General features: G+C 68.6%; 9 protein-coding genes and 1 tRNA gene. 4 read left to right on the plus strand and 6 right to left on the minus strand.

Annotated features, from left to right (window positions below; genetic code table 11):
* Positions 1 to 6 precede the first annotated feature (6 nt).
* The 6 genes from kdpB to ABD693_RS09040 form a co-directional block, all read right to left on the minus strand.
* The gene (gene kdpB / locus ABD693_RS09015; RefSeq protein WP_344696730.1) at positions 7 to 2,046 is read right to left on the minus strand and encodes a potassium-transporting ATPase subunit KdpB; all 2,040 of its coding nucleotides are present in this window, start codon (positions 2,044 to 2,046) and stop codon (positions 7 to 9) included.
* Positions 2,047 to 2,060: 14 nt separating this feature from the next.
* Positions 2,061 to 3,779: a potassium-transporting ATPase subunit KdpA gene (gene kdpA, locus ABD693_RS09020; protein ID WP_344696731.1), complete on the minus strand. Its 1,719-nt coding sequence runs from the start codon at positions 3,777 to 3,779 to the stop codon at positions 2,061 to 2,063.
* 12 nt (positions 3,780 to 3,791) lie between these two features.
* A complete protein-coding gene (gene kdpF / locus ABD693_RS09025) occupies positions 3,792 to 3,881 on the minus strand; it encodes a K(+)-transporting ATPase subunit F (RefSeq protein WP_344696732.1) in 90 nt (29 codons plus the stop codon).
* A gap of 94 nt (positions 3,882 to 3,975) precedes the next feature.
* Positions 3,976 to 4,728, minus strand: a complete 753-nt coding sequence (locus ABD693_RS09030) for a TorF family putative porin (RefSeq protein WP_344696733.1) — start codon at positions 4,726 to 4,728, stop codon at positions 3,976 to 3,978.
* A 137-nt stretch (positions 4,729 to 4,865) separates the two neighbouring features.
* Positions 4,866 to 4,939: transfer RNA gene (locus tag ABD693_RS09035), tRNA-Cys, on the minus strand.
* 41 nt (positions 4,940 to 4,980) lie between these two features.
* Positions 4,981 to 7,842 carry a M16 family metallopeptidase gene (locus ABD693_RS09040; protein ID WP_344696734.1) on the minus strand — a complete coding sequence of 954 codons (2,862 nt, stop codon included), beginning with the start codon at positions 7,840 to 7,842 and terminating at the stop codon, positions 4,981 to 4,983.
* 252 nt (positions 7,843 to 8,094) lie between these two features.
* Between ABD693_RS09040 and ABD693_RS09045 the strand changes: the two genes are divergently transcribed.
* Genes ABD693_RS09045 through ABD693_RS09060 form a run of 4 tightly spaced genes read left to right on the plus strand, consistent with a single transcriptional unit; the run spans position 8,095 to position 12,751 of the window.
* Entirely contained in the window at positions 8,095 to 8,730 is a 636-nt protein-coding gene (locus tag ABD693_RS09045) for a protein-L-isoaspartate O-methyltransferase family protein (protein ID WP_344696735.1), read from the plus strand.
* A 17-nt stretch (positions 8,731 to 8,747) separates the two neighbouring features.
* Positions 8,748 to 10,196 (plus strand): TolC family outer membrane protein, encoded by a 1,449-nt coding sequence (locus ABD693_RS09050; RefSeq protein WP_344696736.1) that lies wholly within the window; start codon positions 8,748 to 8,750, stop codon positions 10,194 to 10,196.
* Positions 10,197 to 10,211: 15 nt separating this feature from the next.
* Entirely contained in the window at positions 10,212 to 10,652 is a 441-nt protein-coding gene (locus ABD693_RS09055; RefSeq protein ID WP_344696737.1) for a DUF2497 domain-containing protein, read from the plus strand.
* A 44-nt stretch (positions 10,653 to 10,696) separates the two neighbouring features.
* A complete protein-coding gene (locus ABD693_RS09060; RefSeq protein WP_344696738.1) occupies positions 10,697 to 12,751 on the plus strand; it encodes a S9 family peptidase in 2,055 nt (684 codons plus the stop codon).
* Positions 12,752 to 12,863 lie beyond the last annotated feature (112 nt).

The raw sequence follows: 12,863 nt of genomic DNA on the forward strand, positions 1-12,863 counted from the left end.
AAATCCTCAGGCGAGGTGCAGGCCGGTGATGGCCAGGTCGATGAGCTTGATGCCGATGAACGGCGCGACGAGACCGCCGAGGCCGTAGACGGCGAGGTTGCGGCGCAGGATGTCGCCGGCCGGCGCGGCGCGGTAGCGGACGCCCTTCAGTGCCAGCGGCACGAGCAGCGGGATGATCAGCGCGTTGAAGATGATCGCGCTCAAAATCGCGCTTTCGCTCGACCCCAGGCGCATGACGTTGAGCACGCCGAGCGTCGGATAAAGCGCCACGAAGATCGCCGGGATGATCGCGAAATACTTCGCCACGTCGTTGGCGACCGAGAAGGTCGTCAGCGCTCCCCGCGTCATCAGCAATTGCTTGCCGAGGCCGACCACCTCGATCAGCTTGGTCGGGTCGCTGTCGAGGTCGACCATGTTGCCCGCCTCGCGCGCGGCCTGGGTGCCGGTATTCATCGCGATCCCGACGTCCGACTGGGCAAGGGCAGGGGCGTCGTTGGTGCCGTCGCCGCACATGGCGACGAGGCGGCCGCCCTGTTGCTCCTTGCGGATCAGCGCAAGCTTGTCCTCCGGGGTCGCCTCGGCGAGAAAGTCGTCGACCCCGGCTTCAGCGGCGATGGAGGCGGCGGTGAGTGGATTGTCGCCGGTGATCATGACCGTGCGAATGCCCATCCGGCGAAGCTCCGCGAAACGCTCACGCATGCCCGCCTTGATGATGTCCTTGAGATGCAGCGCGCCGAGCAGGCGACCATTCTCCGCGACGGCAAGCGGCGTGCCGCCCGCGCGGGCGATTTCGTCGGTGATACGCTTGAGCTCGGCGGCCTGCGGGCCGTTGCTGCCGCCACAGGCCTTGAGGAGACTGTCGACCGCGCCCTTCTGGATCAGCCGGTCGCCAAGCCGCACGCCGCTGAGGCGGGTCTGGGCGGTGAAGGCGATGATTTCGGCGGTGTCGGGCAGAACCTGATCGGCGACGCCATAATTCTCGCGGGCGAGCACGACGACCGAGCGACCCTCGGGGGTCTCGTCGGCGAGGCTGGCGAGATAGGCGGCTTCGGCAAGCTGGTGGTCACCGACCCCGCCCAGCGGCCGGAATTCGGTCGCATGACGGTCGCCGATGGTGATGGTGCCGGTCTTGTCGAGGAGCAGCACGTCGACGTCGCCCGCCGCCTCCACCGCGCGGCCCGACTTGGCGAGTACGTTGAACCGGACGAGGCGATCCATCCCCGCGATCCCGATCGCCGAGAGCAGCGCGGCGATGGTCGTGGGGATGAGGGTGATCAGCAAGGCAGCGAGCAGGGGCACGCCGATCTGCCCGCCCGAATAGGCCGCGAAGCCGGGCACGGTGGACACGGCGATCAGGAAGATGATCGTCAGCCCGACGAGCAGGATCGTCAGCGCGATCTCGTTCGGTGTCTTCTGCCGCGAGGCGCCTTCGACCAGCGCGATCATCCGGTCGAGAAAACCCTGGCCGGGCTCCTGCGTCACCTTGACCTTGATCCAGTCCGAGATGACCCGAGTCCCCGCGGTCACCGCCGACCGGTCGCCGCCGGCCTCGCGGATGACGGGAGCGCTTTCGCCGGTGATGGCGGCCTCGTTGACCGAGGCGACGCCCGCGACCACCTCGCCGTCGGCCGGGATGAGGTCGCCAGTCTCGACCAGCACGATCTCGTCGACCGCGAGCTGGTTCGCCGGCACTTTCTCGACAGTCTCGCCGACCCCGAGCATTCGTTTGGCCCAGAGCTGCGACTTGGTATCGCGGAGCGAGGCGGCCTGCGCCTTGCCGCGCCCCTCGGCCAGCGCCTCGGCGAAATTGCCGAACAGGACGGTGAGCCACAGCCAGACCACCAGCTGGACCTGGAAGGCGAGGCTGCCGGCGCCGTGCCCGGTGACGAGGAGGCCAGTCAGCAGCAGCGCGACCACCCCGGTGGTGAACATGACCGGGTTGCGGACGAGCTGCCGCGGATCGAGCTTGCGGAATGCTTCGCCGATGGCGGGCGCCACCAGCTCGGTGGAAAAGATGGACGTGGTGGGACGGTCGTGACGGGTCATGTCCGCCGCTCCTTTCAGAAAGTCTGGCCGGAGATCATCGCGAGATGATCGGCAATGGGACCAAGCGCGAGGCTCGGCAGGAAGGTGAGACCGCCAAGGATGATGATCAGGCCGGCGAGCAGACCGACCCACAGCGGGCCGGTGGTCGGGAAGCTGCCGGCGCCTTCGGAGGTCACTCTCTTGGCGGCGAGGCTCCCTGCGATGGCGAGCACGGGCACGATCACCGCGAAGCGGCCGACGGCCATGGCAAGCGCCAGGGTGTAGGCCCACCAGTCGTTGGTTGCGGTGAGGCCGCCGAAGGCCGAGCCGTTGTTCGCGACCGCCGAAGTGTAGGCATAGAGCGCCTCGGTCAGGCCGTGCGGACCGCTCTCCTGGAGCCCGGCGAGCCCCTCCGGAAGGACCAGCGCGCTTGCGGTGAGGCCGAGAATGAAGAGCGGCAGGATAGCGATCGCGATGACCGCCAGCTTGACCTCGCGGGCCTCGATCTTCTTGCCGACATATTCGGGCGTGCGACCGACCATCAGCCCCGCGATGAAGATGCCGAGAATGACGTAGAGCAGCATGCCGTAGAGGCCTGCGCCGACGCCGCCGACGATGACCTCGCCAAGGTGCATGTTGAACAGCGGGATCATGCCGCCGAGCGCGGTGAAGCTGTCGTGCATCGCATTGACCGCGCCGCAGCTCGCCGAAGTGGTGACGCTCGCGAACAGCGCCGAGGCGGCGATCCCGAAGCGGACCTCCTTCCCCTCCATGTTCCCGGCCGAGGCGACGACTCCCGCGGCTTGGTGGATCGGGTTGCCCGACGCCTCGGCGATGTAGGTCGCGCTGGTCAGCGCGGCGAACAGCAGCATCATCGCCGCCAGCACGGCCCAGCCCTGGCGGGTGTTGCCGACCGCCTTGCCGAAGCACCAGGTCAGCCCCGCACCGATCGCGAAGATGCTGAGCATCTGCAGGAGATTGGTCAGCGCATTCGGGTTCTCGAGCGGATGCGCGCTATTGGCGTTGAAGAAGCCGCCACCGTTGGTGCCGAGCATCTTGATCGCTTCCTGGCTGGCCACCGGACCGAGCGCGATCGTCTGGCGGGCGCCCTCGAGCGTGGTGGCGACGGCCGAGCCCGCGAAAGTCTGCGGCACGCCGAGCAGCACCAGCGCCAGCGCATACGCGACGCACAGCGGGACAAGTAGATAGAGGGTGATGCGCACCAGGTCGGCCCAGAAATTGCCGAGCGTCTTGGTTTCGCGCCGCGCGAAGCCGCGGATGATCGCGAAGGCCACGGCGATCCCGGTCGCGGCCGACAGGAAGTTCTGCACGGTCAGCCCCAGCATCTGCGTGCCGTTGCTCATCGTCGTCTCGCCGGCATAGCTCTGCCAGTTGGTGTTGGTGACGAAGCTGACCGCGGTGTTGAGCGCGATTCCGAACGGCACCGCGCCGAACTCCTGCGGATTGAGCAGGAATCCTGCCTGCAGCAGCTGGATCAGGAGCAGGAGAAGGATGCCGGCAGCGTTGAAGACGAGGAGATGGACGGCGTAGGCTTTCCAGCCCTGCTCCTCTCGAGTTGCGCGACCGGCGGCACCGGTGATCAGCCGCTCGGCCGGCGCGAGCCAGGCGAGGGCACGTGGCGCGCGGCCCTCGTAAAGCGCGAACAGCCACGGCCCGAGTAGTCGGGCCATGCCGAAGGTCGCGGCGATGAAGAGGGCGATGAGGAGCCAGCCCTCGGGCGTCGTATTGGCCATGGGAATGGGGTCCTAGAAGCGCTCAGGCCGCAGCAGCGCGGCAGCGAGGTAGAGAAGGAGGCCAAGCGCGGTCAGGCCGCCGAGCCACAGTTCGAGCGTCATGCGCGATGCTCCCGAAGGATCTGGAGGAGGCCGGTTCCCACCGGCAGCAGCAGCGCCGCGACGAAGGCTGCGGCGCACCAGTTGACCGGGCCCATCAGAAGCTCGCGCCGAGCGACAGGACGACCGCGCCATCGACGATTTCCTTGGTCGCTCCGGCGGCAAGCGCGTCGCGGCGGCCGATGTCGGTGTCGACATAGGAAACGCCCGCGGTGAGGTTGCGCCACGTCGCCTGCGCGCCGAGCGACCAGTCGAGATAGTCGCCGCCCGGAGTCAGTGTGGTCCGCCCCTTGGACCAGCCGACGTGGCTGGCGAGGGCAATCGGCGTTCCGGCGATGGGCAGGCTGTTGTCGTTGAAGAGATAAAGGTTGCTGTTCCCGCCGATCGCCGACTGTGCCGGCGCGAAGGCGGCGCCGACCTTGGCGGTCACGGGGCCGAGCTTGCCGCTGACATTGGCATAGGGCTCGAAGAATTCGAACTTGCCGCCGCGGCTTCCCGGATAGGCATAATAGAGCAGGCCCGCGTCCGCGGTGACGCCCTTGGCGAGTTCGGTGCGGTAGCCCCCGTAGAGGTCGAGCTCGAGGTTCGACCCGCCAAGCTCGCCGAAGCCGTCGAGGCTCGACGCCCACGCGCCGACATAGGCGCCGCTCTCGTGGTTGAGGTTGATCGTCCCTTGAAGCGCCGGCTTCTCGTCCGACAGGCCGATGCCGCGGAAGCGATATTGCGAGGCGAGGGTGACGCCGCCGGTTGCGGTCAGGGCCGGTGCGCGGGGCGTTTCCTGGGCTGCGGCGCGCAGGGGAAAGGCCGAGGCAAGCAGCGCGCCGACCAGCAAAAGACTATACTGAGCCAAGATGACATTCTCCGCCGGCGAAGAGGTGCCGGACGGACGGTCATGTGGGCGGGGTGGCCGTTACAAAGCCATGTGAGCCACGCGGGCGAAGCGTAAAACTTCCGTTACGCCGTTCGCCAGTAAGAAAGCCGGGAAAATGGAGGCCCGAGCCGGAATCGAACCGGCGTGCAAGGATTTGCAGTCCTCTGCGTCACCACTCCGCCATCGGGCCTCGGCGTGGTGGGCTGCCTAAAGCCGCCCGCCGCCGCACTGTCAATCTTTGTCGGTCACCGGCTTGGGTCCCTTAATGGCCGGCACGGTCAGCAGGCGCGGAGCGGAGCCGCCCTTCACGACCTTGATCCGCAGTGCTGCCCCGGCCCTGAGATAGCGCTTCGCCGCATCCTGGAGCATCGCGGGCGTTACCGCCTGATAGTCCACCAGCTGGCTGGTGATGCTCTCGACCACGAACGGCTTGGTGCCGACTTCCTCGAGCGCGTTCAGCCAGAAGCTGTTCCCGTCGCGGGCGCGGGTGCTCGCGGACAGCAAGGGAAGGCGCGCGCGGTTGAGCTCGTCCGCGTCAATTGGCTTGGCTGCAAGGTCGGCGGCGATGGCCTGCGCTTCGGTGAAGAAGCTGTCGAGCTTGGCCGGTGGCGCTTCGATCTGCGCGGCGAGATAGCCGTAGTTCGCCCAAGTCGCCGAGGCCGCATGCCCCGCGCTCGGCGAATAGCTGACGCCTTCCTTTTCGCGCAGCTGGTCGGTGATCCGCAGCTGGAAGACCGCGCCAAGAAGCGTAAGGAGCCGCGCCTCGCGGCGGGTCGCCTGCGAATAACCGGTCGTCGGCCACGCCATGAACCCCATCGCCTGATCCTCGCGGCCCTTGTGAAAGAGCGTGATCGGCTCGGCCGGCGGCGCGGGGAAGCGCATCGGTCCAGCCTCGGCGGCAGCAGCCGCACGGGGTGCGAGCGCACCGAAGGTTCTGGCCGTCTCGGCAATCGCCTGGTCGACCCCGATATCGCCGACCACGATCACCTCGATGGTCCCGTCCTTGAGCGCCGGCTCGAGCAGCGCACGGCCCTGCGCGATGCTGCTGGTCCGCATCGCCACCCGGTCGGGCAGCGCCCAGCGCCTGTCCCCGCTGCGCAGGATGTAGCCGAGGTCGCGGGTGAGGACCCCGCCCGGCGTGCTTTCGAGCCGGTCGTGGATGCTGGCCGAAGTCGCCCGCGCGCGCTCCCAGCCGAGCGGCCGCCATGCGGCGTCGGTGAGATAAGCGGCGAGGAGCTGCATCTCGGTCGCGAAATCGGCTGGACGGGTGCCCCCGCCGAGCACGAACCGCTCGTCCTCGATCCCGAGCGACGCACCGACGAGCTTGCCGGTCAGCGCGCGATTGACGCTGTCGGCGTCGAGCTTGCCGGTGCCGCCCAGGATCAGCCCCTGCGCCAGCGCCCATTCGGGGCTGGTCCGGTCGCGGCTCATCGCCAGCCGGCCATTGCCGAAGCGGACGCTGACCAGCACCTGCTCCTTGCGGCTGCTGCTCGGCCGGACCGTCAGGCGGACGCCGTTGGCGAAGCGAACGAGCGTGGTGCCGATCGCGGCGATCTCGCGCTTCTCGACCACTTGGCCCGGCGCGCCGAAGCTGTCGTAGGGCCAGGCGACCTTGGCCTGCGCGGTCGGCGGATTGAGCGCGACCCTGGTCGATTCCTGCCATGCCGCGAGCAGTTGGGCCTCGGTCGCGGCGGGCCGCGGCGTGCTGAGGTAGAGGAGGGGGCCCGAACCGGTGAACATGCGTCGCGCGGCGGCGTGGATCCGCTCGGGAGTCAGCGACGGTTCGATGCTCCGGTAGAAGGCGACGCGATCCTCGGGCGAGGTCACCACCGTGTCACGATTGACCGCCGCGACCAGGCTTTCGGCAAGCGCCGGGGTCGTCCGGGTCGAAGCAGCCGCGACGCTTGCCTCGAGTGCCGCGCGGGCCCCTGTCAGCTCGCGCTCGAGCTCGTCCGGGGTGACTCCATATTGCACCAGCCGGCGCTGTTCCTGCTCGACCGCGACGACCGACCCGCGCCACTCGCCGATCCGCGCCTGCGCGCCGATGCTGGTCGTCTCGGCGGTCTGCTCGATGTCGCTCACCCCCGAGCGCGCGCCGACGAACGGTGGCTTGCCATCCTGCTGGGCGAGCTTCTCGAGCCGGCGATTGAGCACCGCGGCGGCGATCTGCTCCTCGAGGTCGCGGCGCCGCTTCTCCACGCTGTCGGGCGAGCGGTCGGCAGGGCGGATCCAGGTCGCGTTGAAGCTCGCGCCGACCGCGGGGTCGACGAACAGCCGCGCCGCGCTCGGCCGCGCTTGGGGTTGCCCCTCGTCGGCGGGCTTGCCCGCAGGGCCAACGCCCCGCCAGTCGCCGAACTGCGCTTCGAGCCGCGCCTTGATGTCGGCGGGATCGACGTCGCCGACCACCACCAGCGTCGCCCGTTCGGGCCGATACCAGGCGCGATAATAATCGAGCAGGCGCTGGCGCGGCGCGGTGCTGATGACTTCGGTGGTGCCGATCGGAAGCCGGCTCGGAAGCCGCTGGCCCGCATAGAGCCAGCCGAGCTGGTCGATCGACTGCCGATAAGCAGCGCTCGCCCGGGCCCGCTCCTCGGACAGCACGATCCCGCGCTCGCGGTCGACCGCGGCCGCGTCGAGTTTCGCCCGGCCCGCGACCTCTCGCAGCAGGAAGAAGGCTTCGTCGAGCGTCGCCTTGTCGGTCGAGGGCAGGTCGAGCTTGAAGACGGTCTGGCCGAAATCGGTCGAGGCATTGGTGTCTGGCCCGAACCTGAGCCCATGCCGCTCGAGCCGCCGCACGAAGTCGCCCTCGGGCACGTTCTCGGTCCCGTTCAGCACCATGTGCTCGAGGAAGTGGGCGAGGCCGCGCTGGTCGTCCGCTTCGTTCAGCGATCCGCTGTCGATCCGCAGCCGGAGCGAGGCTTCCTTGGGCGGCGTCTTGTTGACCCGGATGACGTACCGCATGCCGTTCGACAGCGTGCCGATCCGGAGCTGCGGGTCGGCCTTGAGACCGGCGCCCTGCAACCAGGCGCTGCTAGTGGCGGAGGGCTGCTGGACGTCGGCCGAGGCGATGGACAGGGGAGCGGCGGCAAGCAACAGGGCGAACGCCCGGGAAAATCGAGAGATCACAACCACTCCAGCCCGAATCACGGCAACTTGCGAGGGTCCTAGCTAAAGCCGAGCCACCCACTGCTGCCAAGTGCCGGGGCTGCGCCACTCGACTGCATGGCCCCATCCGCTCGACGAACGGCGGTCAGTTTGCTTGGCGTCCGTGACGCGCCTCGCTACATGGGCGATTGCACTTTGCTGTCTTATCGAGATAGGACAGCGCCGATCGACAAGAGGAACATGATGGACTTTTCCGCTGCACGCCGTGCGATGGTCGACAGCCAGCTGCGCCCGCAGGCCGTGACCGACCCGCTGGTCGTGGCGGCGATGGCGGTCGTCCCGCGCGAGCGCTTCGTGCCAGAAAGCGCGGCGGCGAGCGCCTATATCGACCGCATCGTGCCAATCGGCGGCGGCCGCTCCATGAGCCCGCCCGCCAGCCTCGGCCGGATGCTGACCGAACTCCAATGCCGCCAGGGCGAGCGCGTGCTCGTGATCGGGGCCGGCACCGGCTACAGCGCCGCAGTGCTCGCCGACATGGGTCTGATCGTCACCGCGGTCGAGAGCGACGCGGCGCTGGCGGCACGACTCGGCGAGGTCGAGGGCATCGAGGTCGTCAGCGGCCCGCTCGAACAGGGCGCCCCCGACGGTGCCCCCTACGACATCATTCTCGTCGACGGTCAGGTCGAGCAACTTCCGGATGCGCTGGTCGAGCAACTCCGCATTGGCGGCCGCATCGCCGCCTGCATCGTCGAGAATGGCGTTCCGCGGCTGATGACCGGGACACGTTCGGTTCATGGCTTCGGGCTCAAGTCGGTCGCCGACGCGAGCATGGCGCCGCTGCCCGGCTTCGCCCGTCCCCACGCCTTCACTTTCTAGAACTGGAGCAATCCGCCTTGTCACGCCTTCTCGCCTGCTGCGCCACCGCCGCTCTGGTGATCGCCAGCCCGGCCGTGGCCGACACCCTGCGCGACGCACTGGTCTCGACCTATCGCACCAATCCGACCCTGAACGCGCAGCGTGAGTCGCTCCGTTCGACCGATGCCAACGTCGCCATCGCGCGCTCCGCCGGTCGTCCCGCGGTCAGCGGCGTGGTCGGGGTCAACCGCGATCTCACCCGCTCGGGCATCCTCGACACCGGCGGGTCGAAGGGGCCGACTATCTCGGGCGGCGTCGACCTCAGCGTCCCGCTTTTCTCGGGCGGCCGGGTCAAGAATTCGATCGCCGCGGCCCGCACCCGGGTCGAGGCCGGGCGCGCGACGTTGCGCGCGGTCGAGGGTGACGTCTTCACCGACGCCGTTTCGGCCTACATGGACGTGATCCGCGACCGTGCGATCGTCGAGTTGAACGACAACCAGATCCGCGTTCTCTCGACCAATCTCGAGGCGACCCGCGACCGCTTCCAGATCGGCGACGTCACCCGTACCGACGTCGCGCAGAGCGAGTCGCGCCTCAGCCTCCAGCGCGCGCAGCTCGCCAACGCCCAGTCGCGCCTTGCCGCGAGCGAGGAAAATTATCGCCGGATCATCGGCCGTGCGCCGGGCGCGCTCGCCTCGCCGCCGCCGCTTCCGCCCCTCCCGGCCAGCGCCGACGAGGCGGTCCGGATCGCGATTGCGCAGAACCCCGACATCATCGCCATCGTCCGTCAGGCCGAGGCCGCCGGGCTCGACGTCCGCACCGTCCGCGCCGACCGCCTGCCGACCGTCTCGGGCACGCTGAGCGGCGACTATCTAAACCGGACCAACGTCCCCAACGGCCTACCCAATTCCGGCACGCAGACCAGCATCGGCATCAACACCCGCATTCCGCTTTATCAGGGCGGCCTGCCCGCGGCGCGGATCCGGCAGGCGCAGGCGATCGAGGGCCAGACCCTCGAGCAGGTGATCGGCACCGAGCGCCTCGTCGTCGCCAACACCCGGTCGGCCTTCGCTGCCTACCAGGCGACGCAGCGCGCGATCTCGGCCAACGACGTCGCCGTCCAGGCCGCGACGCTCGCGCTCGAAGGCGCCCGCGCCGAGCGCAGCGTCGGCACCCGCACCGTGCTCGACGTCCTCAACGCCGAGCAGGAATTGCTCAACGCACAGGTCCAGACCGTCAGCGCACGCCGCGATGCTTATGTCGCGGGCTTCCAGCTTCTGAACGCGCTCGGCCAGGCCGAAGCCGATGACCTCGGCCTCGACGGCGGTCCGCTCTACGATCCGCTCGGCAACTATCGCCGCGTGTCCGGAAGCTGGAACGACTGGGCGGGCGAGGGGCGGCACACGCCGCAGTCGACTCGTACCGTTACGAGCTCCGAAACCCCGGTCGCGGGGCCGCCCGAGGGGGTGACAACGCGTCCGCGTTAAGGTTAGCAAGTAACCATGCCCGGCCGCGAACCCTCGATGGAAGACATCCTTGCGTCGATCAAGAAAGTGATCGCGGAGGAAAAGGAGCTGCGCACCACGGTGCAGGCCGGGCCGATCGGGGATGGGTCGCCCGCGCCGGCTTCGGAGGAAAACGAGGACGACGCCCACGTGCTCGAACTCGATGATCCGGTGGTCGAGGAACTGCACCTCCCCGACGTCGACCTCGGCCCCCCGCTCGTCAGTGAGGATGCCGCAGAGGCCAGCCGCGCCAAGCTCGTCGCGTTGCAGGAAGTCGCCGCCGCCGCGCCCCCGCCGCCGTCGGTCAATCCGCTCGAGCAGGTGGTCCGCGACATGCTTCGCCCGATCCTCAAGGAATGGCTCGATCAGCACCTGCCGGCGATCGTCGACGAGCATGTGAAGCGCGAGATCGGCCGCATCACCGGGCAGCCGCTCTAGAACGACCACTTGCGGTTCATCGCGGCGCTGCTACCCCTCGCGCCATGATCAAGCGTCTTGCCCTCCTCGCGGCCGCTGCCGCCATTGTCGCCCCTGCCGTCGCCACCGCGCGGCCGATGACCGCCACCGACATGCAGTCGATGCGTCGTCTCGGCAGCCCCGAGGTTGCGCCCGACGGTCGCTATGCCGTCTTCACCCTCTCGACTACCGATCTCGAGAAGAACAAGCGTAGCAACGTCCTCCACATCCTCGACCTGACGAAGCCGGGCAGCGCACCGCAGCCACTGGCGGGCGCCGAGGGCGCGCACGACGCGGTGTTCGGACCCGACGGCGCGCTCTACTTCCTCAAGGCGGTCGGCGAGCGCGACCAGCTGCACCGCATGCCGATCGGCGGCCAGGCGACCCAGATCAGTGAATTCGGCGCCGACATCTCCGGCTTCAAGCTGTCGCCCGCGGGCAACGCGGTCCTCGTCTGGGCCGACCAGAAGGACTGCCCCGATCTCACCTGCGCCACCGTCCGCTTCGCCGGCAAGGAAGGCGGCTCGGGCCGCACCTATGACCAATTGTTCGTGCGCCACTGGGACACCTGGGCCGAGCCCGGCGTCAAGAGCCGCATCTTCACCTTCCCGGTGGTCAACGGCCGCCTGACCGGCCTCGGTACCCGGGTCACCGGCGGGCTCGTCGGCGACACGCCCTCGAAGCCCTTCGGCGGCGGCGAGGAGATCAGCTGGTCGAAGGATGGCCGGACGGTCTTCTTCGCGCTGCGCGAGGCGGGTCGGATCGAGCCGACCTCGACCAACTTGGACATCTTCGCCGCGCCCGCCGACGGTTCGTCCCAGCCGACCAACCTCACCGACGACAATGACGGCACCGACACGCTGCCGACCGTCTCGCCCGACGGCCGGACGCTCGCTTATGTCTCGATGGCCCGCGCGGGCTACGAGGCTGACCGCCAGGTCTTAAAGCTGCGCGACATTGCCACCGGCCAGGTCCGGGCGCTGACCCAGGGCTGGGACCGCTCGGTCGGCTCGATCGCCTGGGCCCCCGACGGCAAGTCGATCCTCGTCACCGCCGACGACACGCTCGAGACCCCGGTCTTCCGCGTCGATGTGCGCAGCGGCAAGGTCGCGCGCCTGACCGGCGAGGGCCACACCGGCAACGTCCGCCAGCTTCCCAACGGCACCGTGCTCTACACTTCCAACAGCATCCAGGCGCCGGACGACCTCTACATGCTCCGCGGCAAGGCCAAGCCGGTCCAGCTCACCGCGGTGAACAAGTCGCTGCTGGCCGAGCTCGACCCCGTCACGGTCGACCGCTTCAGCTTTACCGGTGCCAATGGCGACAAGGTCTGGGGCATCAAGATCAAGCCGGTGACCGACAAGCCGCTGCCGATCGCCTTCGTCGTCCACGGCGGCCCGCAGGGCAGCTTCGGCAACGGCTGGTCCTACCGCTGGAACCCGCGTGCCTTCGCGGGCCTCGGCTCGGGCTATGGCGTGGTCAGCGTCGATTTCCACGGGAGCACCGGCTACGGCCAGGCCTTCACCGACTCGATCCGCAACAACTGGGGCGGGTGGCCGCTCGAGGACCTCCAGAAGGGCCTCGCCTTCGCCACCAGCCAGGACAAGCAGCTCCAGGCCGACAATGCCTGTGCATTGGGCGCCAGCTACGGCGGCTACATGATGAACTGGATCGAAGGCCAATGGCCCGACCGCTTCAAGTGCATCGTCCAGCATGACGGCGTGTTCGACGCCCGCGCCATGGCCTACGAGACCGAGGAGCTGTGGTTCGACGAGTGGGAGCATGGCGGCAAGACCTATTACGAGGACCCCGCCGCGTTCGAGAAGTGGAACCCGGTCAACCACGTCGCCAAGTGGAAGACCCCGCAGCTGGTGATCACCGGCGAGAAGGATTTCCGCATTCCCTACACCCAGGGGATCGCCGCCTTCACCGCCCTCCAGCGCCGCAACATCCCCTCGCGCCTCGTCGTGTTCCCGGACGAGAACCACTGGGTGCTCAAGCCCCAGAACTCGATCCAGTGGTACCGCGAGGTCGGCAACTGGCTGAACAAGTGGACCGCCGCGACGCCGCCTGCACAATGACGTCACCCCGGACCTGATCCGGCGTCCGCCTGCCTTTCTTTATACGGGAAGGCAGGGGATCCCGGATCAAGTCCGGCATGACGGTTGATGGATGCGGCTGCGCTCTTTACCG

Origin of the sequence: Sphingomonas rosea, assembly GCF_039538065.1 — a bacterium.
GTDB lineage: Bacteria > Pseudomonadota > Alphaproteobacteria > Sphingomonadales > Sphingomonadaceae > Sphingomicrobium > Sphingomicrobium rosea.

Bases quoted from the DNA above. Each gene is read 5' to 3' on its own strand.
- kdpB (WP_344696730.1), bottom strand. From the start codon at position 2,046: ATGACCCGTCACGACCGTCCCACCACGTCCATCTTTTCCACCGAGCTG.
- kdpA (WP_344696731.1), bottom strand. From the start codon at position 3,779: ATGGCCAATACGACGCCCGAGGGCTGGCTCCTCATCGCCCTCTTCATC.
- kdpF (WP_344696732.1), bottom strand. From the start codon at position 3,881: ATGACGCTCGAACTGTGGCTCGGCGGCCTGACCGCGCTTGGCCTCCTT.
- ABD693_RS09045 (WP_344696735.1), top strand. From the start codon at position 8,095: ATGATGGACTTTTCCGCTGCACGCCGTGCGATGGTCGACAGCCAGCTG.
- ABD693_RS09055 (WP_344696737.1), top strand. From the start codon at position 10,212: ATGCCCGGCCGCGAACCCTCGATGGAAGACATCCTTGCGTCGATCAAG.
- ABD693_RS09060 (WP_344696738.1), top strand. From the start codon at position 10,697: ATGATCAAGCGTCTTGCCCTCCTCGCGGCCGCTGCCGCCATTGTCGCC.